The 24,006-nt window shown below is 66.7% G+C and carries 21 protein-coding genes, 1 tRNA gene and 2 rRNA genes; 13 read left to right on the top strand and 11 right to left on the bottom strand.

Features of this window, described 5'->3' with window-relative positions; translation table 11 throughout:
• The 3 genes from C457_RS20790 to C457_RS17380 all read left to right on the top strand — a co-directional run.
• Window positions 1-1,863, top strand: a 23S ribosomal RNA gene (locus C457_RS20790); the annotation flags it as partial.
• 111 nt (window positions 1,864-1,974) lie between these two features.
• Window positions 1,975-2,096 (top strand): 5S ribosomal RNA (gene rrf / locus C457_RS17385).
• A 275-nt stretch (window positions 2,097-2,371) separates the two neighbouring features.
• Window positions 2,372-2,448 (top strand) — tRNA-Cys (locus C457_RS17380).
• Between the two features lie 63 nt (window positions 2,449-2,511).
• Here the strand turns inward: C457_RS17380 and C457_RS17375 are convergent.
• Window positions 2,512-6,063, bottom strand: coding sequence for a tetratricopeptide repeat protein (locus C457_RS17375; protein ID WP_239640774.1), 3,552 nt, complete (start codon window positions 6,061-6,063; stop codon window positions 2,512-2,514).
• Window positions 6,064-6,279: 216 nt separating this feature from the next.
• On the opposite strand from C457_RS17375, the gene C457_RS17370 reads away from it, so the two are divergent.
• Window positions 6,280-7,134 carry a hypothetical protein gene (locus tag C457_RS17370; RefSeq protein WP_008096701.1) on the top strand — a complete coding sequence of 285 codons (855 nt, stop codon included), beginning with the start codon at window positions 6,280-6,282 and terminating at the stop codon, window positions 7,132-7,134.
• 12 nt (window positions 7,135-7,146) lie between these two features.
• On the opposite strand, the gene C457_RS17365 is transcribed toward C457_RS17370, so the two are convergent.
• The 3 genes from C457_RS17365 to C457_RS17355 form a co-directional block, all read right to left on the bottom strand.
• Window positions 7,147-7,374: a hypothetical protein gene (locus C457_RS17365; RefSeq protein ID WP_049913687.1), complete on the bottom strand. Its 228-nt coding sequence runs from the start codon at window positions 7,372-7,374 to the stop codon at window positions 7,147-7,149.
• 49 nt (window positions 7,375-7,423) lie between these two features.
• Complete coding sequence (locus C457_RS17360) at window positions 7,424-10,006, bottom strand: heavy metal translocating P-type ATPase (RefSeq protein WP_008096698.1); 2,583 nt, start codon at window positions 10,004-10,006, stop codon at window positions 7,424-7,426.
• 141 nt (window positions 10,007-10,147) lie between these two features.
• Window positions 10,148-10,747, bottom strand: a complete 600-nt coding sequence (locus tag C457_RS17355) for an AsnC family transcriptional regulator (protein WP_049913686.1) — start codon at window positions 10,745-10,747, stop codon at window positions 10,148-10,150.
• A gap of 132 nt (window positions 10,748-10,879) precedes the next feature.
• Here C457_RS17355 and C457_RS17350 point away from each other — a divergent pair, with 132 nt between their 5' ends.
• The 7 genes from C457_RS17350 (at window position 10,880) to C457_RS17320 (ending at window position 15,858) form a co-directional block, all read left to right on the top strand.
• The gene (locus tag C457_RS17350) at window positions 10,880-11,077 is read left to right on the top strand and encodes a CopZ family metallochaperone (RefSeq protein ID WP_004976528.1); all 198 of its coding nucleotides are present in this window, start codon (window positions 10,880-10,882) and stop codon (window positions 11,075-11,077) included.
• 112 nt (window positions 11,078-11,189) lie between these two features.
• Window positions 11,190-11,372: a hypothetical protein gene (locus C457_RS17345; RefSeq protein ID WP_004976527.1), complete on the top strand. Its 183-nt coding sequence runs from the start codon at window positions 11,190-11,192 to the stop codon at window positions 11,370-11,372.
• 110 nt (window positions 11,373-11,482) lie between these two features.
• Window positions 11,483-11,842 carry a hypothetical protein gene (locus tag C457_RS17340; protein WP_004976525.1) on the top strand — a complete coding sequence of 120 codons (360 nt, stop codon included), beginning with the start codon at window positions 11,483-11,485 and terminating at the stop codon, window positions 11,840-11,842.
• A 225-nt stretch (window positions 11,843-12,067) separates the two neighbouring features.
• Entirely contained in the window at window positions 12,068-12,604 is a 537-nt protein-coding gene (locus C457_RS17335) for a DoxX family membrane protein (protein ID WP_008096692.1), read from the top strand.
• 247 nt (window positions 12,605-12,851) lie between these two features.
• Window positions 12,852-13,865 carry an FAD-dependent oxidoreductase gene (locus tag C457_RS17330; protein ID WP_008096691.1) on the top strand — a complete coding sequence of 338 codons (1,014 nt, stop codon included), beginning with the start codon at window positions 12,852-12,854 and terminating at the stop codon, window positions 13,863-13,865.
• Window positions 13,862-14,977, top strand: coding sequence for a FecCD family ABC transporter permease (locus C457_RS17325; protein WP_008096688.1), 1,116 nt, complete (start codon window positions 13,862-13,864; stop codon window positions 14,975-14,977). The genes C457_RS17330 and C457_RS17325 overlap by 4 nt, the downstream gene beginning before the upstream one ends.
• 32 nt (window positions 14,978-15,009) lie before the next feature.
• Window positions 15,010-15,858 carry an ABC transporter ATP-binding protein gene (locus tag C457_RS17320; RefSeq protein WP_008096686.1) on the top strand — a complete coding sequence of 283 codons (849 nt, stop codon included), beginning with the start codon at window positions 15,010-15,012 and terminating at the stop codon, window positions 15,856-15,858.
• A gap of 84 nt (window positions 15,859-15,942) precedes the next feature.
• Here C457_RS17320 and C457_RS17315 read toward each other — a convergent pair whose 3' ends face one another.
• The 5 genes from C457_RS17315 to fer all read right to left on the bottom strand — a co-directional run bounded on the left by C457_RS17315 (window position 15,943) and on the right by fer (window position 20,329).
• Window positions 15,943-16,416 (bottom strand): FKBP-type peptidyl-prolyl cis-trans isomerase, encoded by a 474-nt coding sequence (locus C457_RS17315; RefSeq protein ID WP_008096684.1) that lies wholly within the window; start codon window positions 16,414-16,416, stop codon window positions 15,943-15,945.
• A 68-nt stretch (window positions 16,417-16,484) separates the two neighbouring features.
• Window positions 16,485-17,981: a hypothetical protein gene (locus C457_RS17310; protein ID WP_239640773.1), complete on the bottom strand. Its 1,497-nt coding sequence runs from the start codon at window positions 17,979-17,981 to the stop codon at window positions 16,485-16,487.
• Between the two features lie 49 nt (window positions 17,982-18,030).
• Window positions 18,031-18,858, bottom strand: a complete 828-nt coding sequence (locus C457_RS17305; protein WP_008096680.1) for a hypothetical protein — start codon at window positions 18,856-18,858, stop codon at window positions 18,031-18,033.
• The gene (locus tag C457_RS17300; protein ID WP_008096678.1) at window positions 18,852-19,451 is read right to left on the bottom strand and encodes a TlpA family protein disulfide reductase; all 600 of its coding nucleotides are present in this window, start codon (window positions 19,449-19,451) and stop codon (window positions 18,852-18,854) included. The genes C457_RS17305 and C457_RS17300 overlap by 7 nt, the downstream gene beginning before the upstream one ends.
• Window positions 19,452-19,564: 113 nt before the next feature.
• Complete coding sequence (fer, locus tag C457_RS17295; RefSeq protein WP_008096676.1) at window positions 19,565-20,329, bottom strand: ferredoxin Fer; 765 nt, start codon at window positions 20,327-20,329, stop codon at window positions 19,565-19,567.
• Between the two features lie 146 nt (window positions 20,330-20,475).
• Between fer and C457_RS17290 the strand changes: the two genes are divergently transcribed.
• The gene (locus C457_RS17290; RefSeq protein WP_008096674.1) at window positions 20,476-21,477 is read left to right on the top strand and encodes a lysylphosphatidylglycerol synthase transmembrane domain-containing protein; all 1,002 of its coding nucleotides are present in this window, start codon (window positions 20,476-20,478) and stop codon (window positions 21,475-21,477) included.
• 57 nt (window positions 21,478-21,534) lie between these two features.
• On the opposite strand, the gene C457_RS17285 is transcribed toward C457_RS17290, so the two are convergent.
• Together C457_RS17285 and C457_RS17280 are read right to left on the bottom strand one after the other, a co-directional pair.
• Window positions 21,535-22,494, bottom strand: coding sequence for a DUF7551 domain-containing protein (locus C457_RS17285; RefSeq protein WP_008096672.1), 960 nt, complete (start codon window positions 22,492-22,494; stop codon window positions 21,535-21,537).
• A gap of 181 nt (window positions 22,495-22,675) precedes the next feature.
• The gene (locus C457_RS17280; protein WP_004976509.1) at window positions 22,676-23,215 is read right to left on the bottom strand and encodes an Lrp/AsnC family transcriptional regulator; all 540 of its coding nucleotides are present in this window, start codon (window positions 23,213-23,215) and stop codon (window positions 22,676-22,678) included.
• Window positions 23,216-23,407: 192 nt separating this feature from the next.
• Here C457_RS17280 and C457_RS17275 point away from each other — a divergent pair, with 192 nt between their 5' ends.
• Window positions 23,408-23,890 (top strand): DUF7529 family protein, encoded by a 483-nt coding sequence (locus C457_RS17275; protein WP_049913684.1) that lies wholly within the window; start codon window positions 23,408-23,410, stop codon window positions 23,888-23,890.
• Window positions 23,891-24,006: the final 116 nt, after the last annotated feature.

The following is a 24,006-nucleotide window of genomic DNA, read 5'->3' as shown; positions in this document are numbered from 1 at the left end:
ACGTCGTAGACTCAGGGAGTCCGGTGTGCGGGGTAAGCTTGTGCACCGTGAGGGAGACAACCCAGAGCCAGGTTAAGGACCCAAAGTGTGGATTAAGTGTGATTGAAGATTGTCTCGAGCCCTAAACAGCCGGGAGGTGAGCTTAGAAGCAGCTACCCTCTAAGAATAGCGTAACAGCTTACCGGCCGAGGTTCGAGGCGTCGAAAATGATCGGGACTCAAATCCACCTCCGAGACCTGGCGGCGTGTCTTATGACACGATTCCGTAGGTTGGCATACTGCATGGGTGGAAGCACGGGTGAGAACTCGTGTGGACCGTGCAGCAACGAAAATCATGGTCTCAGTAGCAGCGAGAGTCGGGTGTGAACCCCGACGGCCTTACGCGCAAGGGTTCCTCGGCACTGTCAATCAGCCGAGGGTTAGTCGATCCTAAGTCTANTAGATGAAAGGGAAACTGGTTAATATTCCAGTACCTTCTTGCACTAAACGTCGACGCTTTAGGAAACACCGAGCGGGGCCTTCGCCCCGTCGAATCACCGAAATTCGTGGAAGCCGTAACGGCACGAAGCGAACGAATGGTGAGATAGAGAAATTCGGCGGTACCTAGAGCCCGTGAAAAGACAAGCAAGAAGCTCGTACCGAGATCCGACACAGGTGCGCTGGCAGAGCAAGCCAAGGCCTGTCGGGATCAACCGACGTTAGGGAATTCGGCAAGTTAGTCCCGTAAGTTCGCGATAAGGGATGCCTGCTCTTGACCGAGCAGGTCGCAGTGACTCGGACGCTCCGACTGTCTAGTAACAACATAGGTGACCGCAAATCCGCAAGGACTCGTACGGTCACTGAATCCTGCCCAGTGCGGGTATCTGAACACCTAGTACAATAGGACGAAGGACCCGTCAACGGCGGGGGTAACTATGACCCTCTTAAGGTAGCGTAGTACCTTGCCGCTTCAGTAGCGGCTTGCATGAATGGATCAACGAGAGCGTCACTGTCCCAACGTTGGGCCCGGTGAACAGTACGTTCCAGTGCGGAGTCTGGAGACCCCCAAGGGGAAGCGAAGACCCTATAGAGCTTTACTGCAGGCTGTCGCTGAGACGTGGTCGCTAATGTGCAGCATAGGTAGGAGCCATTACACAGGTACCCGCGCCAGCGGGCCACCGAGGCAACATTGAAATACTACCCGTTAGTGACTGCGACTCTCACTCCTGGCGGAGGACACCGGTAGCCGGGCAGTTTGACTGGGGCGGTACGCGCTCGAAAAGATATCGAGCGCGCCCAAAGATTTCCTCACGCGAGTCGGAAACTCGTGGAAGAGCGCAAGAGCAAACGGAAGTCTGACAGTGACATTCCCAACGAGTGTCGCTGACGCGAAAGCGTGGTCTAGCGAACCTACGAGGTTCATTCATGGGACCCGTAGATGACAGAAAAGCTACCTTAGGGATAACAGAGTCGTCACCCGCAAGAGCACATATCGACCGGGTGGCTTGCTACCTCGATGTCGGTTCCCTCCATCCTGCCNGAGGTTGTTCGCCTATTAAAGGAGGTCGTGAGCTGGGTTTAGACCGTCGTGAGACAGGTCGGCTGCTATCTATTGGGGGTGTTAAGGAACTTGACGTGAACGTTCGTATAGTACGAGAGGAACTACGAATGGGTGCCACTGGTGTACCGGTTGTCCGAGAGGGCAGATGCCGGGCAGCTACGCACCACGGGGTAAGAGCTGAACGCATCTAAGCTCGAAACCCACACGGAAAAGAAGTTCCACTGAGGACACTCGTAGAAGACGAGTTCGATAGACTCGGGGGGTACGCAACGAGGCAACGAGTTGTTAAGCCCGCGAGCACTAACAGTCCAAGCCACATTCATACGCACTGAGACCCGAGAACGGGTCCAGGCGCAAACTGGATTGCACGAACACATTGGTAAGACGGCCCGTCCGATATTGGTATGACAACGGTTCGATTCCGTTGGTCGGCATTAAGGCGGCCAGAGCGGTGAGGTTCCACCCGTACCCATCCCGAACACGGCAGTTAAGCTCACCTGCGTTCTGGTCAGTACTGGAGTGAGCGATCCTCTGGGAAATCCAGTTCGCCGCCCCCACTCATACAGAGCCCACTGGACTTCGGTCCAGTGGGCTTTTTTCATTTATAGCGAGCGGCAATCGCTCGCTCGCACACCGCACAGACAGCGACTGCTCTCTCGGTCGNGCCCACTGGACTTCGGTCCAGTGGGCTTTTTTCATTTATAGCGAGCGGCAATCGCTCGCTCGCACACCGCACAGACAGCGACTGCTCTCTCGGTCGAGACAGCGAAAACGCCCGACTCAGGTCGCACACCGTCAGGCTTAAGCACAAGACAGGGATACCAGTAACTGCGCCAAGGTGGCAGAGTTCGGCCCAACGCATCCGCCTGCAGAGCGGAACCCCCGCCGGTTCAAATCCGGCCCTTGGCTTTTCTCTTCGAACGCAACTCTCGCGAGCGACGCGTCTCGGTATCGAAGCAGCGACTGACGACGCTATCGTACGAGCCGCTGTTCGAGCGCGCTGACCGCGTCGGCGTCGCCCAGTTCGTGTGCGAGTTCGAGGGCGTCAAGTGCAGTCTTCCGCGCTCGAACCCCGGCTTCGACAGAGGAAAAGCACGCTGCAGCGCGTCGTAATTCGGCGAGTGAATCGGAAACGTCTCCGGTCTCACAGAGCGCCGTAGCGTACTGTCGGCGACACCGGCCTTCGAGAGCTGCCGTCGGGGCGGATTCGATTGCAGTTCTGAGCAGGGAAATCCCGTCGTCAGTCTCTCCCGACCGCACGTACACCTCTCCGAGCGTCACGCTCGCGAGCGTCCTCGGCTCGTCGCCGAGTCCGGACGCTCGTTCGTGGGCGCGTTCTGCGACCGTTCGCGCGTCGTCGAGATCGCCGCTGTCCAGGAGGGTTCGAGCGCGGACTGTCTGGAGTTCGGTCCGCTTCGACTCGTTTTCTTCGAGGAGGTCGATGGCGCGTTCGGCGTATTCGATGGCGGTCTCCGGTTCACCGAGTTCAGAGAGCGTTTGGGCGAGACCGTAGTACACGTCCCTTCGAATCCAATCGAACTCCGGGTCCTCGACGTCGTCGAGAAGCGATTCGTAGCGCTCGCGCGCGTCCTCGAGCGCGCCGCGGTCGAACGCTATCTTTCCGAGGTTGTTCGATGTCGACGCGATGCCGATGGAGTCGCCGATTTCGACGCGGATGTCGAGCGCGAGTCGGGCGTATCGCTCCGCTTCGTCGAGCGTCCCGTTTTCGAGTTCGATACGGCTGAGAACGGCGAGGCTCAGCGCTTCCCCCCACGGATACTGAATCTCGCGGCGAATCTGGAGACTTGTACGGGCGTGCGCTGCGGCTGACTCGAACTCTCGGAGCGTTATCTCGACGAGTCCGAGGTTCGCGAGCGTGCTCGCAACTTTCGTATCGTCTTCGAGGTCGCGGCGGAGTCCGAGCGCTCGCTGGTAGTAGACTTTCGCGGCCTCCGGATTGTCGGTCTGTGCCTCGATACCACCTAGTGCGTTCAACACGTCGCTGCGGCCCACCTCGTCGTCGATTCGACTGAATCGTTCGAGGGCCTCCTGTGCGTATTCGCGGGCGGGCTCGAACGAACCGCGGTAGCGTCCGACCTCGGAGAGTCCGGCAAAGCCGTCGGCGCGCGCGCGGACCAGTGCCGTCTCGTCGAGGCGCTCGTCGTCGAGCGACGCGAGCGACTCGAACTCTCGTTTGGCGCGTTCAAGTTCGCCCCCGTTGACGAACATGCGGGCGCGCCACCGACGAACGTCGAGTCGGAGCGTCCCGTCGCAGGCCCGCGGCACGTCGACGTCGGAGTAGTCGGTCTCGGCGTACAGCTCGGAGAGCGTCGGCGTGTTGACGCCGAGTTCGAACACGCTACGGACGAGTCGTTCTCCCCACGTCGCGGGGTCGCTCTCGATAGTGCGAACGATATCGGCGGTGCCGCCGAACACCGATTGGACGGTCCGGCGCGCGTCGCCGTCGTCGACGAGCGAGCAGAGCGCGTCGAGACATCGCTCGAACCGGCGGCGGGCGCGACGCTCGGATTCGAGGTCGAGCAGCCGCTGGAGGAAACGAGCGGACCACGTCTCGTGGACCGCGCGAACCCGCTCGCCGTCGGACTCGTCGTCGCCGAACGCGGAGTAGAGGACGGTCCGTTCGAGCGCGTCGAGCGCTTCTTCGACGACCGATTCGTCGCGCTTCGACTCGGTGAGCGCGTACGCGAGCGGCGGCGAGACGCCGATGCCCGAGGCGTTCAGGAGATTCACGAGAACGCCGACGTCGATGCCGAGTCGCTCGTCGACGCGTTCGAGGTCGGCGTAGACGGAATCGATATCGTCGAGGAGGCTCGTCGGGGCGGCGTTCCCTCCGGCTGCCGGCTCGGCGTGCCGGGCGAGTCGATGCAAAAAGAGATACATCTCTCCTGGTTCGAGGTCTCCGCCCTCGTTCGGGGTGAGTTTCTCGGGGTCGATATCGACGTTCGTTCCGACGGTCGCCTCGAAGTGCTCGACAAGTCTGGCCCGCTCGCGGGCGTCGACGACGGGAACGGGGACCACGTCTATCGATTGTCTCCGGTGGAATTCGAGGCGAGCGGTGCCGCGGAGCGAGTCGTCGCGCCACTCGCTTTCCCGACTGTCGAGGAGGAACGTCACGCGGTCGTCGTCGTCGAACTCGCGGACGAGTTCGAAGATGCTGTTCGCCTCGGTCCGGGTCGCGTCCTCGACGACGACGAGGACGTGCCCGCTGGCTTCGGCGAGGTACGACCCGAGGTGCGCCGCGGAGGTAAACGGGTCGTGCTGGCCGGACTTTCGGTAGAGGACGGTACCCTGCTCGTGGTCGTACCACCGGCACGCGACGGACATACAGACCGTGCTCTTTCCCGCGCCGGGCGGACCCGTCACGACGTGGTCGGTACCCGAGCGGAGACGGGAGAACAGGTCGTCAGTCACGTTCTCGCGTCCGTCTTCGGTCGGGCGTTCGCGGTCGAGCGCGTAACCGGCGCGGACCTCGCCGAGGTCGAAACCGGCGCGCCAACACGCCAGCGGCGGCGAGACGCCGACGCGGTCGAAGTACGCCGGAGCGAGTCGGGCGAACCCTTGCGACCGCAGCACCGTGGAGAGCGCCGGGCCGCGAATCGCTGCACTCCCACCGCGGTCGTCAGTTACGCTCCGGGGACCAGCCGTCGTCGCTTTACCGTCCGCATCGCCCGCTTTGGCGTCCGCGATGTCGGCTTCGGTTTCGGGAGCATCGCCGTCGGCGTTTCCGTTGAGGTCGAACGGGCTCGCGGCTTCCCAAATCGACTGCACGCGGCTCCGGGCCCACGCCACGGCGCGCTCGCTCGTATTCTCGATGACGCAGCGGGCGCGCGCGTCGTCGTCGTAGGCGACCACCATCGCGTGGGGCGTCCCGTCGAGCGTCGTCTGCGCGATGGCGAACGGGGGAACCTCGCCGACCCGAAGCTCGCAGTCCGGGACGGTCTGTACGGTTTCGAGAAACGCCGGGTACGCCCGCCAGATAGCGGTGACGACGGAGTCGGGCGCGACGAACCGACAGGAGTGCCCGTCGACGAGCCAGGTCGTACACCGGTCGACGAACGTCTGACTCGGCAGGTACGGGAGGACGAACGTCCCGTTGGTCGTCGCTTTGAACCTGTTTCCGAGCGCATCGAACGGGTGTGAGACGCGCGGGTCGGTCCGCAGTTCGTCGGCCCCGACGACGGCCTCGACCGGAAGCGGGTAGTCGGCGGCCGCTCCGGCGACGAACGAGTCGAGTTCGAGCACGTCGGCGGCGGCGTCGCGGGTGGAACGAAACAGGGAGATGAACTGTCCGCCCTTCAGCGACGTGGTGTAGTCGCCGTCGTCGACGACGAACCCCGCGGCGGTCAGGTCGCGTATCGCGCGGTCGACCGTCGAGCGGGAGTACGGCAGCGCCTCGGTCAAGTCTCGCTTGTCGAGGCGCGTACCGTCCAGCGCGTTGAGGAAGTCGAACCGATCGGCGGCGAGTTCCAACTGTTCTGTGACGAGGTCGTCGTCGCGCGTCACGACCAACTCCCGGTTCGGCTCCGTCGAACGACTGGTCGGTATCTCATTGGCGGGAGGTTCGGCCAATAGTTTCAAAAACCCTTGTCAATCCACAGCTTCGACTGTTCGTCTGCACCGTCGTATTGGGGGCGGGAGTCGCCGCCGGCAGTCGCGCGACGCGGTGACACGCTCCGAGGAAAAGTAATCGTTATACGCCGCGTGGCCCATGCCGAAACCATGCAACGACGCGCCGCGGTCATCTCCGTCGTGTTCTTCCTGGTCATCGGTGCCGGTGCATACTCACTTATCGCGACTGCATCGACGCCGTCGGTCAGTTTCGAGAACCCCGAGTACTCGCTGGCACAGGGGGACGAGTTCTCCGTCCCCGATAGCGACCAGGCGTACACAGTGTCGTCGATAACCGAAGAGGAGGAGTCGGGCGGTCACGGTGGTGGCACCACGCTGGTCCGCTCTGGTGAACTCACCTACGTGAACGACTCCGCTCGCTTCACCGAGACGTGGGACAACGAGAGCACCGTCACGCTCGACGGCACGGACTACCGTGTCGAAATCGCCAACGTCTCCGACCCCACCGAGGCGACGCTGGTCGAACTGTACAACGAGACCGCAATCCTCCAAGCCGACTCGAACGCCGACAACGAGACCGTCACCCGTGACGGCGAGCGCTACGTCGTCGTCAACGATTCGACGCTCGTCTCGGTCGACGAGTACTTCCCGGCGAACGAGACGCGCACCGTCGCCGAAGGTGACTCCTTCGACTACAACAACCAGTCTGTCACCGTCGACGCGGTCGAGACCTCCGGCGTAACCCTCGAGTGGTTCGCGTCCGAGGAGAACACCGTCACCGTCGAAAACGAGGCGAATCTGACCCTCTCGGGACAGCAGTACCTCGCGTACTTCCCGGACGGCGAGACGCTCGTCCTGACGCAGAACTACGACAGCTACCAGGCACAACTGTCCGAAATCGACAGCTTCCACGAGACCGAAAACGGCCTCTGGGGCATCGCCATCGTCTTGTTCACCACGGTCATTCTCCTCATCGGCATGGCGTTCCTCCCGTCGCGGTACTGAACGCCCCGTCCGTCACCGTTTTTCGCGCGCTCCGACCGCCCCGAGCCACGCGGCTCCGGCACCGATGACGACCGCCGACAGCGACCCGACTATCTGGAGCGCGGCGACCGCGACGACCGACCCGCCGGCCGCGTAGCGCCACGGGGCGCTCGCGAGCGTTCCGAGGCCGACGAGAACGAGGAACGCGCCGACGGCGACCAAGAGCCACGGCTCCGTCCGCGCGGGAGTTCGAGTGGACATACCCTGAGAGAATCGCCGCGCGAGGACAAAAGCGAGACGGCGAAACGGACTACCGCCGGAGGAAGTCGAGGAAGCGGTAGTCGTGGTCCGGCGTGTAGGCCCGGAATAGGAGACTGTTCGTGAGGACGGACACTGACGACAGCGCCATCGCGCCCGCGGCGAACACTGGCTGGAGGAGGCCGAGCGACGCGAGCGGAATCATCGCGGTGTTGTAGCCGAGCGCCCAGAACAGGTTCTGTTTGATTTTCGCGAGCGTCCCGGCGGAGATGCGGATGGCCTTCACCACGTCGAGCGGGTCGTCGCGCATGAGCGTCACGTCGGCCGCCTCGATGGCGACGTCGGTTCCCGAGCCGAGCGCCGTGCCGACGTACGCGGCGGCGAGCGCGGGCGCGTCGTTGACGCCGTCGCCGACCATCATGACTCTCGTTCCGTCGGCCTGCAGGGACTCGACGGCGTCGGCCTTGTCCTCGGGGAGGACGCCGGCGCTGACGTTCTCGGGGTCGATGCCGACCTGTTCGGCGACGGCGCGGGCGGTCCGCTCGTTGTCGCCGGTAATCATGTGGACGGTCGCGCCGCGGTCGCGGAGCGCGGCGACGGCCTCTGCGGCCGACTCCTTGATTTCGTCCGCGTCGGCGACGACGCCCGCGAGGTCGCCGTCGACCGCGACGAGCATCGCGGTCTTCCCCTCGCGTTCGAGGTCCTGGAGCGCGTCCTCGGCGGGGGCGGGGTCGACACCCGCGTCCGAGAGGAATTTGCGGTTACCGACGAGGACGGTTTTCCCGTCGACGGTCGCGCGAATCCCGTGACCGGGGACGTTCTCGAAGTCCTCCGGGTCGGCGAGGTCGAGGCCGCGGCCTTCCGCGCCGGCGACGATGGCGCGGGCCAGCGGGTGTTCGCTGTTGCGCTCGGCCGAGGCGGCGTACCGGAGCACCGCGTCCTCGTCGAGCGTCTCGTCGTCGGCGGTGACGACGCCGGAGCCGTCGGCGGCGGGGCCGACGGCGACCACGTCGGTCAGCGTCATCTCGCCTTTGGTGAGCGTGCCGGTCTTGTCGAAGACGACCGTCTCCACGTCTTTGACGCGTTCGAGCACGTCGCCGCCCTTGAACAGGACGCCGTTTCGCGCGCCGATTGCCGTCCCGACCATCGTCGCGGCCGGGGTGGCGAGGCCGAGCGCGCAGGGGCAGGCGATGAGCACGGCCGACGCGAAGACGACGACGGCGAACTCGAACGTCGAGACCGCGCCGCCCGCGGCGACGGGGCCGCCCGCGACGAGCCCCCAGACCGGGAGCGACCGGATGAAGCCGGCGAGCGCCTCGGGGAAGAGGAACCAGACGACGCCCCACAGGAGGGCGTTGGCGATGACCGCGGGCACGAAGTACGCCGAGATGCGGTCGGCGAGGTTCTGAATCTCGGGTTGGCGGCCCTGCGCCTCCTTGACGAGCGAGACGATCTGCTGGATTGCGGTCTCGGAACCGACCTTGGTCGCCTCGACCACGAGGACGCCGTTTTGGTTCACCGTCGAGCCGACGACCTCGTCGCCTTCGGCCTTCGAGACGGGGACGGACTCGCCGGTGACCATGGACTCGTCGACCGCGGAGTCGCCGTCGACGACGACGCCGTCGGTCGGAATCTTCTCGCCGGGACGGACCTTCATGCGGTCGCCGACCTCGACCTCGTCGAGGGGGACCTCGCGTTCGGTCCCGTCGTCGTCGACGAGCGTCGCGGTGTCGGCTTCGAGTTCGAGGAGCGTTCGGAGCGCCTCCGACGCCTGTCCCTTCGAGCGGGCTTCGAGATAGTTCCCGAGCGTGATGAACACCAAGATGAGCGCGGCGGTGTCGAAGTAGAGGCTGCCGGCGAGGAGGCCGACGAGGACGGCGACGGAGTAGAGGTACGCCGTCGAAGACCCCATGGCGATGAGCACGTCCATGTTGGCGGTGCGGTTCCGGACGAGCGCCGTGTAGGAGTTCTCGTAGAACTCGCGGCCGAGGTAGACCTGCACCGGCGTGGCGAACGCGAAGCCGACCCAGCCCATGGGGACGCCCGTGCCGGGAATCGTCTCGGGGAGGCCGCCGCCGAACAGTTCGACCGCGAGCATCCCGAGGAGCGGCAGCGACAGCGCCGCGCCGAACAACGTCAGGCGCTTCTGTCGGCGAATCTCCTCGTTGCGGGCGGCGTCGCGGGCGTCTTCCGCACCCTCCTCGTCGCCGGCGTCTTCGCGGACGGGCGTGTAGCCGGCCGCTTCGACCGCCCGGTACATGTCGTCGAGGCTCGCGTCGGCGGGGTTGTAGGTGACGTGCGCCTCGTCGGTGGCGAAGTTGACCTCGGCGGCGACGACGCCCGGAACCGACTCCAGCGACTTCCGGTTCGCGTCGGCGCAGTTCGCACAGCTCATCCCGGTGATGCCGATGGTCCGGGTCTCCGAGAGCGCCTCGTAGCCGGCGTCCTCGACGGCGTCGTATATCTCGCCGAGCGATACCTCCTCGGGGTCGTACTCCACGGAACCCTCGTCGGTGGCGAAGTTGACGCTGGCGCTCGCCACGCCGTCGAGTGACTCCAACGCCTCGCCGACGGTGCGCGAGCAGTTCGCGCAACTCATTCCGCGGATGTCTAAGTGGGCCGTTCGGCTACTCATCTCATCTATACGTACGTGCCCCTCTCTTACCTCGATTGTCCCTTCAGAACCGAGCGTCATCGAGGGGCCGAACTTTGGATTCGAAACCGCTGGCTTCGAGGCTCAGTCGCCGCTCACGCCACCCACTCGTCGCCCGCCCGGTCAATCATCGTTCGCGCCGGCTTCGAGGCGGTCGTACCGGTCTTCGAACCGGCCGAGACAGGACGAACAGCAGAAGTGGTAGAGCGTCCCGCCGATGCGGGCGCTCTCGCCCTCGCTCGTCACCGTGTTGCCGCACTCGGCGCACTCGAGGGCGAAGCCGGTTCCGTTGACCGTCGGCGTCCACTCGGCGGATTCCACGAGGCTCACCTCGTAGTCGCGGACCCGCGAGAGGTCCACGAGCTCGTCCAACTGGGCGCGGACGGAGTCCCCGTCGAGCCGGGCGTGGACGGTCACTTCGCCGTCCGCCGCGACGAACAGGTGGTGGACCGGGTCTGCCGCTCGGAGGGCGTCGCGGACCTCGTCGACGAACTCCGGGCGGACGGTGAGTCTGACGAGTACGGGCGTCCCCCCCGAGAGCGTCGACTGGTCGAGGTCGACGGTGAATCGGCGAATGATGCCCTCCTCGCGGAGGCGGTCGATACGGTCGGAGACCGCCGGCGCGGAGAGGCCGACTTCGGCGGAGATGTCGCTGAAGGGTCGGCGGGCGTCTTCGGCGAGGAGTTCGAGGATGTGGAGGTCTGTTTCGTCGAGCGCGCGCATGCGACTCAGTTGGTACCACGATGTCATAGGTGTTCCTCGCGTTTGGCTTTCGAATCGAAAGTTAACGTCGGGAGTTTGTCGACCCGACGAAAGGGAAATCCACTAAATCGGGAAGCTCCTATCTCGAACCGCATGTCGACCACGCTCACCGTCACCGGGATGACCTGCGAACACTGCGAACAGCGCGTCGCCGACGCCCTCGCCGGCGTCGACGGCGTCGAGGACGCGACCGCCGACCGCGAGGCGGAGCGGGCGACCGTCGAGGGCGACGCCGACACCGACGCCCTCGTCGCGGCCGTCGAAGAGGCGGGCTACGACGCGAGCGCCTGAATCCGAGACGCGCCCGACCCGGACGGCGGGGAGAACTGGGTGTCACGACTGGGGGTACCGGTTCGATGCGCCGACCTGAACGGTTTTCACCGGCGACCCGCTACCCCCGACCATGCACGCGCGGTCGTGGGCGGCCGTCCTGTTCGCGCTCGTCATCGGACTCCTCCTCGCGCTCGGCGTCGTCCGACTCGCCGCCGGCGACACCGGCGACTTCGCGCGGAACGCCGGCATCGCCGCCCTTCTGACGGTTTTCGCCGTCGCGCTGGTCAGAGACTGGGCGTCGAACGCGGAGTGAGGGTCGGCGACCGGGAGCCTCGTCCGGCCGATTCCACGGGAATTTATCAACAGATTGTCTTTCACTTCGGGGGCAGGCGGTTACAAGAGGCCGCGGTCCCAATCCCGCCTGTGTCTCCACCGAGCGACGACGACTTTCGCACGCACTCTCCGACGGCCCCGATAGACGATACGCCGACCGTCTCGTGTTCGCGGTGCGGCGAGGAGTGGGACCTCTCGTACGAACTGGACGAGCTACAGCTCGGCAACCAGTCGGTCGAGCAGTTCGCGCTCGACCACCGTCGCCACACCGGACACTTCCCGGACGACGTCTCGCCGTGGGTCGTTAGCTGCCGACAGTGTCCCGACGGCGAGCAGTTCCTCTCCGAGGCCAGCGCCCGTCGATGGGCCCGCACCCACGCCCGCCACACGCGACACGAGGTGGCGATGGACCACGCCGACGACGACGGGGTCGTCATCACGCCCGAGTGAGTCGGGGGGACGGGTCAGTCTCGCCCGACGACGGCGGCCGTCGGCCGCGTGACCGGTGGAACCCACGACACCGCGTCGAGACGTATCTTCGCGTCCGCGCCCGCCGAGGGTACCGGTTCGAATCGACGTGGACGGCCCGCCGATTCCCAGTTTCCGAGGATTCGAAAATCGGTCCGGGTTTATAATCTCCCGGCGGCCCACGCTTCACATGTGAGGTGACAGACGATGGCCGCAACCGGCGAAATCGAGATGCTGGGGAACCGGATGGAGTTCGACTACGCCGAGGGCGTCACCGGCTACGTCCTCGTGTTCGCCCGACTGGTCACGGGGTATTGGTTCCTCCACGCGGGGGTGACGAAGTACCTCGCCGCCGAGCCGTTTAACGCGGGCGGCTGGCTCGTGAACGGCACCACCGGCGCGCCCGGCCCGGTCCACGCGTTCCTCGCGTGGGTCGGCCAGACGCCGTGGATGCTCGAGTTCACGAACTTCATGGTCCCGCTGGGCGAGACGCTCATCGGGTTCGCGCTCATCACCGGGGCTGCCGTCCGACTCGCCGCCGCCGGGGGGACGTTCCTCATGACGTTCTTCTACCTCGGCAACGCCGACTGGGGACACGGGCTGGTCAACGGCGACCTGCTGGGGCTCGTGCTGTTCCTCGTCGTCGGCGCGCTCGCGGCGGGCCGCATCCTCGGCCTCGACGCGTACCTCGAGGAGATAGAGTTCGTCCGCCAGCGACCGAAGCTCCGGTACCTCCTCGGCTGAGGGGATTTCGGCCACGCTGGGCCGCGTTCGTCCGGCAGTCTGCCGGCCTTTCTCTCGGACGTCGTTACCGCTGATTCGCGTGCGCCAGCCGCTTTGCGGGCCGTTCTCCGCGTGTCGGTGGATTTAGGAGTCCCTAAAATCCGAAAGTGGTTTATTGTATTAGGGACGCCTAAAACGTATGAACGAAGACGGAGCCGGCTTCGACCACGCGTTTCGACGGGCTGTTCTCACGGGGGCGGTCTGAGCCGTGACCGACCAAGGCACCGAACCCGACTCGACGGACGTGGTCGTCGTCGGCGGCGGTCCCTCGGGGTGCGCCGCGGCCGTCTTCACCGCGCGATACGGCCTCGATACCGTCGTTTTCGACCGGGGCAACGCCGCCTTCCGCCGGTGTGCGTACCTCGAAAACTACCTCGGCTTCCCCGCTGGTATCGGCGTCGACACCTTCACCGCGCTCATGCACGAACACGTCGCGGAGGTCGGCGCGGACTACGTCGCGGACATGGTCGTCTCGGTCGAGCGACCGGGCGACGATGCGGGTGGAAACGCGAGTGACGCCGACGAGAACGCGGACGCGAGCGAGACCAAGTCGAGCGTGTTCGACGCCGACGCCCGGCGCTTCGTCGTCCGTACGCAGGACGGCCGCCGGGTCGAAGCCGACTACGTCGTCGCCGCCGCGTGGTACGACGGCGACTACCTCCGCGGCCTCGACGACGAGGACGCGATGTTCGAGGAACACGACCACCACGGCGAGGTCCACGAGCACTTCGATTCCGACTACGCCGACGACGACGGGCGGACCCCGGTCGAGGGGCTGTACGTCGCCGCCCCGTCGGGCGAGCGGAACGCGCAGGTCGGTATCGCCGCCGGACATGGCGGCCACGTCGCCCGGTGTCTCGTCGAGGACCGCCGGCGCGAACGCGGCTTCCCCGGCGACCTCGCGGCCCACTACGACTGGCTCCGCGCCGACACCGAGTTCCAAGGCGAGTGGGGCGACCGCGACCGCTGGCGCGAGTGGTTCGAAAGCGAGGTCCCCGACGACGCCGACCTCGACGACGAGCGCCTCGCGGAACTCCGCGAGTCCTACATCGACCGGGCGTTCGACACCCGCCGGACCGACCACGAGGTCGAGACCGCCGAACCCCGCGGCATCCGGCGACTCGTCGAGGTGATCGGCACCGAACGCGTCCTCGACGCGCTCCCTGACGAGGCGCTCGCGGACTCCCTCGACGGACGCGAACTCGGAGGTGTCGAGCAGTGAGCGGGACGACGCCGACAGAACAGTCCTCGGGGTCGGTGCTGAACCGGCTGTTCGGCTGGATAGACGGTTCCCTCGTGTCGCTTTGTCTCGCCAGCCTCGTGGTCGTCGTGGCCGGCGGCCTCGTGCAGGTCAGCTTCGGCGCCTTCTCGATGACCATCGGCGAGGCGTGGCGCGCCGTCTTCGACCCCGCGGTCATCTTCGACCCGCAGGTCTGGCAGGTGTTCCTCCTCGGCGGCGAACTCCCAGACCTCAGTCGGCGGACGCTCATCGTCTGGAACATCCGGCTCCCGCGGGTGTTCGTCGCCGCTCTCGTCGGCGCGAACCTCGCAATCTCGGGCGCGATTTTCCAGGCGGTCACCCGGAACGAACTGGCCAGCCCGTTCATCCTCGGCGTCTCGTCGGGGGCCGGACTGCTCATCCTCCTCACGCTCGTCGTCTTCTCGGGGCTCGCGGCGTACCTCCCGCTTCTGGCGGCGCTCGGCGGGATGTTCGCGTTCGTCCTCGTCTACCTCATCGCGTGGAAGAACGGCACCTCGCCGGTCAGGCTCGTCCTCGCGGGCGTCATCGTCGGCACCGTCTTCCAGAGCCTCCAGACGGGGCTGTTCTTCTTCGTCGACGACATCGGCGTCGTCCAGTCCGCCATCGCGTGGACGACCGGCTCGCTCACCGGAACCGACTGGGAGCAGGTTCGCATGGCCCTCCCGTGGTCGATTATCGCTATCGGCCTCGCGCTCGGGAGCTCCCGACAGCTCAACGTCCTGCTTCTGGGCGAACAGACCGCCCGCTCGCTCGGGATGTCCATCGAGAAGGTCCGATTCGCCCTCTCGGGCGTCGCGGTCCTCGCGGCCGCGGCGAGCATCGCCGTCGCCGGCATCGTCGGCTTCGTCGGACTCGTCGTCCCGCACTTGGTCCGGAACGTGGTCGGCAGCGACTACAAGCGCCTCGTCGTCGGCTGTCTGTTCGCCGGCCCGGCACTGATGGTCGCCGCCGACGTGGGCGCGCGCCTCGCGCTCAACCCGATTCAGCTCCCGGTCGGGGTCGTCACGGGTCTCGTCGGCGGGCCGTACTTCCTCTACCTCATGCGCAAACAGCAGAACATCGGTGAAGTGTGATGTCCGAACAGCAATCAGGAGACTCCCAACAGATGGTACAACACGGCGAAACGGACGCGACCGCGGACGGACGCGCGAGCGTCGAAGACGGCTCGACACGCGAGAGCGCGCTCACCGGTGACGCACTCGAACTGTCGTATCCGACGAGCGAGGAGCCGGTCGTCGAGTGTGACCGAATCGACATCCCGCGCGGCGAAATCACGGCGCTCGTCGGACCGAACGGCTCCGGCAAGAGCACGCTCCTGAAGTCGCTCGCCAAACAGCTCTCGCCCGACACCGGGAACGTCTATCTCGACGGGAAGTCCATCACCGAGTACGACGACAAGGCGTTCGCGCGCGAGCTGGGACTGCTCTCTCAGCAACACGACTCGCCCACGTCGCTCACCGTCGAGGACCTCGTCTACCACGGCCGGTACCCCCACCGGAGCTTCTTCGAGCAGGTCAGCGACGACGACCACGACGCGGTCGAACGCGCCATCGACCTCGCGGGCGTCGAGCACATCCGCGACAAGCAAATCGGCAACCTCTCGGGCGGACAGAGTCAACTGGCGTGGATTGCGATGGTGCTCGCACAGGACACCGACGTGCTCCTCCTCGACGAGCCGACGACGTACCTCGACTTGCACCACCAGCTCCGGGTGCTGGAGACGGTCCGCCAACTCAACGAGGAACGCGGCGTCACGGTCGCGGTCGTCCTCCACGACATCGCGCAGGCGGCGCGCTTCGCCGACTACCTCGTCGCCATGCAGGACGGCGAACTGTACGACTGGGGCCCGCCGCGCGAGGTCGTCACCGAGGAACTCCTCGCCGACGTGTTCCGCGTCGAGGCCGCGGTCAACTACACGCCCGACCCGGAAATCGTCCCCAAGCACTCGCTGTAGCGGTTCGGCGCTCTTTATACACTCTCAGTTCCGTTCTATCGCCCCGTCACAACTGCTCCAACTGCTCCGACCGGCCGCGACCGTCTACTGGACGGCGACGATTTCGATGTCGAAGACGAGCGTCTTCCCCGCGAGTTCGTGGTTGAAATCGACTTCGACGGCGTCGTCGCGGACGGCGGTGACGTCGCCGTGGAGCCCGTTTTCGGCGTGGACGTGCAGGCCGACCTCGGGCGTCTCGCCGACCATCCCCTCGAACGTCTCGGGGTCGTAGGTCCGAATCCGGTCGGGGTCGAACTCGCCGTAGGCGTCTTCCGGCGGGACCGTCACGGAGGCCTCCTCGCCGGCCGACATCCCGACGACGGCCTCGTCGAGCCCCGGAATAATCTGCCCCGCGCCGACGACGAACGTCTGGGGGGCGTAGTCGTCGCGGTCCTTCTCCTGGGCCTCGTACAGGCCGTGTTCGACCGCGACCTCGTACCGCGAGGTGTTGAAGACGGTCCCGTCTTCGAAGCGTCCGACGTACGCGAGCGCGACTCGGTCTCCCGACTCGATTGCCATAGCGGGGCTCGGCGGAGGACGCGCATAAAAGTCGTCATCGAGGCATCCCGCCGGGGGTTTACTGCGGTTCAGGCGGGCGTCCGAAGCGCCGGCGGCCTGTTGCTGTCGGCTGTCGTCGCCATCCCAGCTACGGTCCCGTTTTCGACGCCCTCGACCCACGCCGGGGGCGTCACAGTCGTCTCGCCGACGCGGCCGTAGGTCCACTCGAAGCGCACCCAGTAGAACCCCTCGTCGGAGACGAGCGCGTAGGTCGCCGTCGCGTCGGCGACGAACCCCTGCTCGTCCACGTGAGCGACGAACTGGTAGTCCTGGACCGGTTCGACGCCGCCGATGGCCGGACGTTGACTCCCCTCGATTCGGTAGTACGTGACGTTCTCGTCGGTCACTTTCCCGGTCACGTTCGTCGCCCGCGTGTCGAGGTACTGGCGGACGAGCCCGCGGTTCAACCCCCGTGGCTCGAACTGCACCGGCGGCGCGGTGGTGTTGCCGTCGACCCGCCGGGTCCGCTCGACCCCGTCTTCGGTCTCGGCGACGTACCACGCGTCCCCGTCGTAGTAGACCGTCTCCAGTCGGGTCCGCTCGCGGCCCGACTCGACGGTTTCGGCGATAACGTACCGCTCTCCGGCGACGGCGATGTCGGTGTCGTACTGTCTCCGCGTCGAGTTCGGGCCCGCGCCCTCGGGTCGGTAGATGTCGACCCACAGCGTGTAGGACTCGTCGGCCAGCGCGCGCTCGTGGGCCGCGCTGAGAGCGGTCAGGTTCTCGATGCCGTCCGGCCCGACACCCGGTACGCGCTCCAACTCGCCGGGTTCGATGGGTTCGACCGGCCCGGGGCGCTGGCCGCTCCCGAGTCCCGGCGCGCCGGCGTTCCGCGGTTCCGACCCGGAGGCGGTCTCGGTCGCCGCGGTTTCCGACGGTTCCTCCGCCGCCGCGTCGTCGCGCTCGGGCGTGGCCGTCGGCGGTCCCGACTCACCGGCCCCGCCCGTCCCGACTCCGGCGGACTGCATCGACCCATCGAGCGGCGAGGGAACGAGGTCGAGGGCGACAGCCGCCCCGCTCACGACGGCGACGACGACGAAGAGCGCAGTGATTCCCCGGGCGGCGTCGCGGCCGACCGCGGCGGTTCGGTCCCCGAGCCGTCGGACCCTCCGCCGGGCGCGCATCCGGAGCGGCGGCCGGAGGTCGTCGAGCGACGCGCCGAACTGGCGGCGACAGACCGCATCGGCGTCCTGCCGGTCGATGGCGTACAGGAGTGCCTCGGCGATGTCACCGGCGTCGAGGTGTCTCACGCCGACCGTGTCTCGCTCGGCCGCCGCCGACGCTCTCGACCGACGGCCGAAGACGGGTCGAATCCGAACCGACCGGCCGCGGCGCTCGGCGCGGACGACCCCCGCCTCGACGCGCGTCTCGAAGCCGCGGGCGGCCCAGAGGTCGGAAACGAAGGCCAGTCGCGCCCGTGTCGGGAGGCGTTCGAGGCGGGCGACGACCGTCCGGTACCGGTCTGCTCGCTGGTCGGCGTTCATCTGGTGCTTCTCTAGATAGAGGGGGCCGACGGTGATAGGCACTTCTGCGGGTCCGGGGTTCGCGACGGTCTCCGCCGGTCGAGTTCCCGGCTCAGACGACCCCGTCGAGGAGCGATTCGAGGACGGGCGCGACGCCGAGCACGTCGAAGACGACGAGCAGGTAGTAGGCGCTGACGACGAGCATGACCGCGCCGGTGACACGGTTGATGGCGGTGGTGTGTCGGGCGAACCACCGGGTCGCCCGTCGGCTGTACCGCTCCGAGACGAGGGCGAAGGCGAGAAGCGGCGCGCCGATGCCGAGGCCGAACGCGAGGAACCCGAGGAGGCTCTCGGCGGCGGTGTCGAACAGCACGGGGACGCGCGCGAAGAACAGGGCGATGAAGCCGGGGTTGCAGGGCAGGACGATTGCGCCGAAGAAAAAGCCGTAGGCGAACGCCGACAGCGCCGGGTGGCGCGTCTCCGGCGGCTCGACCGTGGGGAGCCGCGCGAACACCTTCGCGTCGAAGAGGAGCGCGAGGCTCACGACGAAGAGGACGCCGAAGGCCGCCGGCGAGACGACCTCGACGACCGCCGTGAGCGACAGTTCGAGGAGGAACGAGAACACGACGCCGACGACGAGCATGAACGATACCGCGCCGGCGGTGACGAGGCCGCCGAGGACGGCTATCGGGAGGCCACCGTCTCCGTCTCTGTCTCCGTCCTCACCCTCGCCTCCGTTCCCGTCGCCGCGGCCTCTCGAACCGCGTCCGTCGGCGGTCCCGCCGGCTGGTGACGGCGACTCCGCGTTCGCCCGCGAACTCTGCCGCGCGAGGTACGCGAGGAAGCCGGGATACAGCGGGAGGGCGCAGGCCGCGGTGAGCGGGGTGCCGACGCCGAGGACGAACAGTTCGAACAGCCGTGGCGCGAGGTCGGTCAGCACTCGTCGACCCGCTCGCGGAGGAACGTGGTCGTCTTGTGACCGTCCTTGAGCCGCGTCGCGCTCCCGTCGGGACAGAGCCGGACCATCGGCACAACCGGGGCGCTCGCCATCGACGAGCCGAACTCGGCGGTGAGGGTCTTCGTGACCGGTTCGGGCGAGACGGCGTAGCGCCAGTCGAAGCCGTGGTCCTCCGCGTGTTTCCTGACCTTCTCGGCGTCCTCGTTGGGGTCGATGTCGAGCGCGACCGTCAGCACGTCGTCGCCGACGGCCTCGTGAAACTCGACCAACTCGCGCTGTTGGCGCAGGCAGTTCGAACACCACACCGCGAACGTCTCCAGGAGAATCGGTCGGTCGAGGAGCCCCTCGATAGTGAACGTCTCGCCGGTGCGAACGTCAGTGAGTTCGGTCGTCCGCCACGCGCCCTCGTCGGTCGACGCTCCGGTCGACCCGTCCCCCGTCGTCGTCGCGTCACCCCCGGCGTCGACAGTTCCGCCGCCGCTTCCGCCGAGGCAACCAGCCAGCCCGACCGTTCCCGCCACGGCGCCCGCGCCCGCGAGCCGAAGGACGTCTCTCCGCGTCGGCGTTCCTTTCATATCGTTGTAGGGTCGCTATCGGAGCTTAATTCGGCCGCGTTGGGGCGCGGGTGACGCACAACCCCGAGGTCGCGCCGGGGCGCACGTCGGACGGGCCAGCCGCCGGTCTCCGGTCAGTCGCCCGCGCTCATCTTCCGGGCGTGCTGCGGGGGGAGCCGAAGTTCGTCGAGGCCGGGGAGGTGTTCGATGTTGTAGACGACCTGTAGGTCGTCGGTCACCGGGAGGCTGATACACGACAGCCGGACGCCCTGTTCCAGCATCTCCTCCGAGAGGATGTGGTTCGAGGGCATCTTCACGTCGCCTTCGACGACCGCCACCGCGCAGTTCGCGCAGGCACCGCCGCGACAGGCGAAGGGCCAACTGTGGCCCGCGTCCTCGGCGGCCTTCAGGAGGTTGGTCCGCGGCTCGACGAACACCTCGCCGTAGGCGTCGCCGTCGAGGCCGCTTTCGGCGGCCTTCTCGAAGAGGTCGTCGTCGGCGAGCGACCAGCCGTGGTCGGTGAGCACGTCGTAGTCGAGGAACTCGACCCGCGCCCCGCGTCGTTCGGGTTCGGGTTCCGGGTCGGGCCCGGTATCGGAACCCGCGCCGCCGGTCCCGTCGCCCGTCTCGCCGTTTCGGGCGGTGCCGACGTCGTGCTGTCCGTTTCGGCTCGCCCCCTCGTCGGCCGGGCGACGGCCGTCCGTCTCGACGGGTTCGAGTTCGTCGCCGGGTTCATAGCCGGCTCGAATCGCCTCGTAGGCCGTCCGAACCGCCTGAAATTCCTCGGCCGACCCGCCGTGGTCGGGGTGGGCCGATTTCACCCGCCGACGGTACGCGTCGACGAGTTCGTCCTCGTCTGCGTCCGGGTCGATGCCGAGCGTCTCGAACGGGGAGTCCACATCGGGGCTAGTAGGAACTCGCGAGCATAAATCCACGGCCGCCGGCCGTCTCGTCGTGGTTTAGTCCTCGAATCGAGGCAAGGCCCCGACGACCGACGCGGCCGCGAGTCGCGGCGGTTTTGTAGCGGGCTTCGCTTCCTTCGGGTGTGAGACGCGGGATTCGGTTCGCCGTCGGCGCGGGGCTCGGTATCGGAGCGCTCGCGGCGTACCTCTGGTACGTCGGCCCGGAGGAGGTCGGTTCGCGCGTCGCGGCCGTCGCCCCGTGGGCCGTCGGCGTCGTCTGCGTTCTGATGCTCGCCGAGGCGACCGTCGACGGCCTCGGCGTCTGGGCGTCGGTTCGGCCCCTTCGCGGCGGGCTCTCGCCGCGGGCGAGCGTCCAGTTCGCGTTCGCCGGCGACTTCTTCGACGTGCTCAGCCCCGCCGGCCCGGTGAGTTCGGAGCCGATCATGGCGCAGTTCTTCGGCGTCGCGACCGAGACGAGCTACAGCGAGGCCCTCGGGGTCCGCGGCGTCGCCAAGTACGTCAAATCCGCCGCACAGCTCCTTCTCTCGGTCGCCGTCGTCGGCGTCCTCTTTCTCGACGCACCGACCCCGCGGTTCGTCCTCGTGACGCTGGCCGGCGCGGTCGTCGCGCTGTTCGTCGTCGGTGTCGCGCTCGTCTGGGCGCGAGACGCGCTCTCGGCGGTCGTCGTCGCGGTCCTGACCCCGGTCGTCCGCGCTGTCTCTGGACTCACCCGTGAGACGCCGCTCGGCCGCGACGCCGTCGCCGCCGCAGTCGAGCGGTTTTGGGAGCGCGTCGTCCACTTCCGCGACGCGCCGGAACTCCTCGGCGTCATCGCGCTCAGCGGCGTCTTCGAGCAACTGCTCACGTCGCTCGCGCTCTGGGCCGCGCTCGCCGGGACCGGCACGAGCGTTGCGTTCCTCCCCATTGTCGCCGTCATCCCGCTCCCGCAGGCGGCGAGCGTCGTCCCCGTCCCGGGAAGTCTCGGGGCGTACGACGTGCTCCTCGCTGGCGCGCTTAGTCTCACGACGGGCGCTCCGGCCGCGGGGGCGGCCGCGGCGGTGCTCGTCGTGCGGACGTTCGAACTCCTCGTGTCGCTCGGGTGCGGCGGGGTCGCCACCGGGTTCCTGCGCGGCTTTCGGGCCTGAGACGGAGTCGAAAGAGCGCCCGTCGCGTCGGCGCGAGGGGACGAGACGAAAAACGAGTCAGTCGGCCGCGCGCTCGTGAATCGGGACGCTCGCCAGTCCGACCGCGTTCGATTTCGAGGAGACCGAAAGCGTCGCGTGCCAGCCTTCATCGGCCGGCGTGACGTGCAGGGAGACCGGCTTCCACGACTCCGCCCGGCGGTAGAGGTCGAGGACGACCGGTAACACCGGAAGCCGTCCCTCGCGCGCCGAGAGTGCGTACCGTTCGAGGGTCAATTCCGCGGACCTCGTCCCGGAGTCAGGACCGGGCCGCCACGACGAGCAGGTGTACGACCCGACGAGGTCGAGTCGCTCCATCTCCGCCAGCGTCGCCTCCAGCGCCCCGGCCGACTCGGGCCGCGACGAGAGGTTCGAGGCGGCGCGTTCGAGCACGTCCGCCTGCTCGGTCGACGTGAGGTGGACGTGGAGCGCCGTCGCCATGCTCTCCAACAGGCGCAGACAGAGGTCGTCCGCGCTGGACATCGTCTCCGCGAGGTCGAAGTACGCGTCCATCACCGCCGTCTCGACAGTCCGATGGTCGGCGTCCACGAGCGCCTCGAACACCGCCGCCGCAACCCGGTGGCAGAACTCGACCCGCTCGGAGCGCCCGACGCCGGCGCACTCGGGTCGGCCGTCCGCGTCGGTTCCGAGGTCGCAGGGCGGTTCGGGAAGACCGGGCGTCGCACCGGCGGTCGCCCATCCCTTTGCGGTCGCGTCCGCGCCGCCGAAGCCCGGAACGTCGTCGTGTTCCGAGACGATGAGGTCGTAGTACGGGACGTTCGGGTCGTACCGCCGGAGCGCGGAGCGGTACTGTCTCGCCGCGCGGGCGGCGGCCTCCGCAGTCGAACGGTCCTCGAACCGGAGCCCGTCCACCGGGACCGGCCGCTCTCCGGTCCGTCCGCAGACGAGTTCGTACGTCCCGTCGTCGCTCGCGAGCGATTCGATGTGAGTCCGAATCTGGGTGAGTGTCGTGCCGACCATAGTGTCTCTGTGTGTTGGTTCGCGGGCCGTCGCCGACGCCGCGGTCCGTTCGTCGTTCGCTCGACAGATTGTTTAGGCTAACCTAAAACGTGTTGGTTCGGCCGGTCGGAGGCCCCACGAGGACCGGCGGCTCTCGACTGTACGCTCGACCCGACGCTCGCTCGCGGCGACCCCGACCCGGTTACGACGCGTCGGGTGCCTCTTCGCCCGGCCTGTAGAACGTCCGGTGGAACATCTTGTACGAGTCGGTGATGGGGACGATGGTGTAGCTGTCGACCACGTCGCTGTCCTGCAGGAGTTCGCGGACGTAGCTGTTGATACTGCTCAAAGAGGACTGCCAGACGCGAATCAGCAGGTCGTACTCGCCGATGCACTCCGCGACCTCGTAGACCAGCCCCTCGTCGAGGAGCCGTTCGATGAACGCCGTAATTTCGTCGTTCGTGGAGCCCTTGTCGTACGAGATGTGGACCTCGGCGTAGGGGTAGTCGGCCGCCCGAAAGACCAACAGCGCGAAGATTTCCAGAATGCCGTCCTCTTGGAGCATCTTGCGGCGCCGCCGCGCGGCCGTCCGAGAGAGTCCGACGCGGTCGGCGAGCTCCGTGTCCGAGATTCGCCCGTCCTTGTTCAGTTCGCGGAAGATGAGATAGTCCTTCTTGTCCATCCGGTCTTCGAGAAGTTCGACAACGCGCGGGTCCTCTATCCACTCCTGCGAATCGGGCATTGCTATTCTCACGGTTATACCGCTTAGCTTCATATATATGAATGTTTCTTCAAAATCTCCGAATCGGATACAATGTGTGAACGAATCGTTTACTCTCAACGGCGCGGCCGACGACCGGAATCGCAGGCCGTCGGTGGAACGCGGATCTCTGTCCCCAAACACTTTTACTCCGCGTTCACGGAGGGTGTCGGCATGGTACGCGGAAAAATCAACCGAACGAACAAGGCCCTCGCCGATTGGGCTGATATCCTCACCGAGATCGACGAGGTTTCGGCGGAACTCGAAGATTCGGGCTGGGAGACGCTCGTTCTTCATCCGGGAGACGTCGCCACGACGGACGCGGCGGCGGCCGCCGACGCCGGGTTTCGGCTCCTCGTCCCGGATTCGGAGCTCGAAACGCTCTCCTCGACCGTTTCAGCACCTGACGCGGCGTTCGACCAGTTCGAGGTCTACCGCGCCCGCGACACGAACGTTCGAATCTTCGTCGTCGTCGTGAAATCGGAAGAAACGATGCAAGCGGTCCTCTACCCCGTGTTTTACGACCCTGGAACCGACCGCTCGTTCGTCGAAACGCTTCGGACCGAACCCGAGATTCGGACGACGGTGAGCGACCTGGGGGACACCCGTCGTTGCTCGTTCCGACACACCGAACCCGCCTTGTTTCTCCCGGAATAACTGTTCGCGGCGGCGTCGATTCCGCCTCGTTCTCGGCCGCGCTCGCCGCGACGTCCCGTGATTGCCGCGCCGACTACTGTCCACTACTACCACTCTTGACTGTGTATATCTGTTCT

Source organism: Haloferax prahovense DSM 18310 (assembly GCF_000336815.1).
Classification (GTDB): domain Archaea; phylum Halobacteriota; class Halobacteria; order Halobacteriales; family Haloferacaceae; genus Haloferax; species Haloferax prahovense.
Note: the sequence above shows the minus strand (reverse complement) of the source record. Positions and strands in the feature narration are given on the sequence as shown.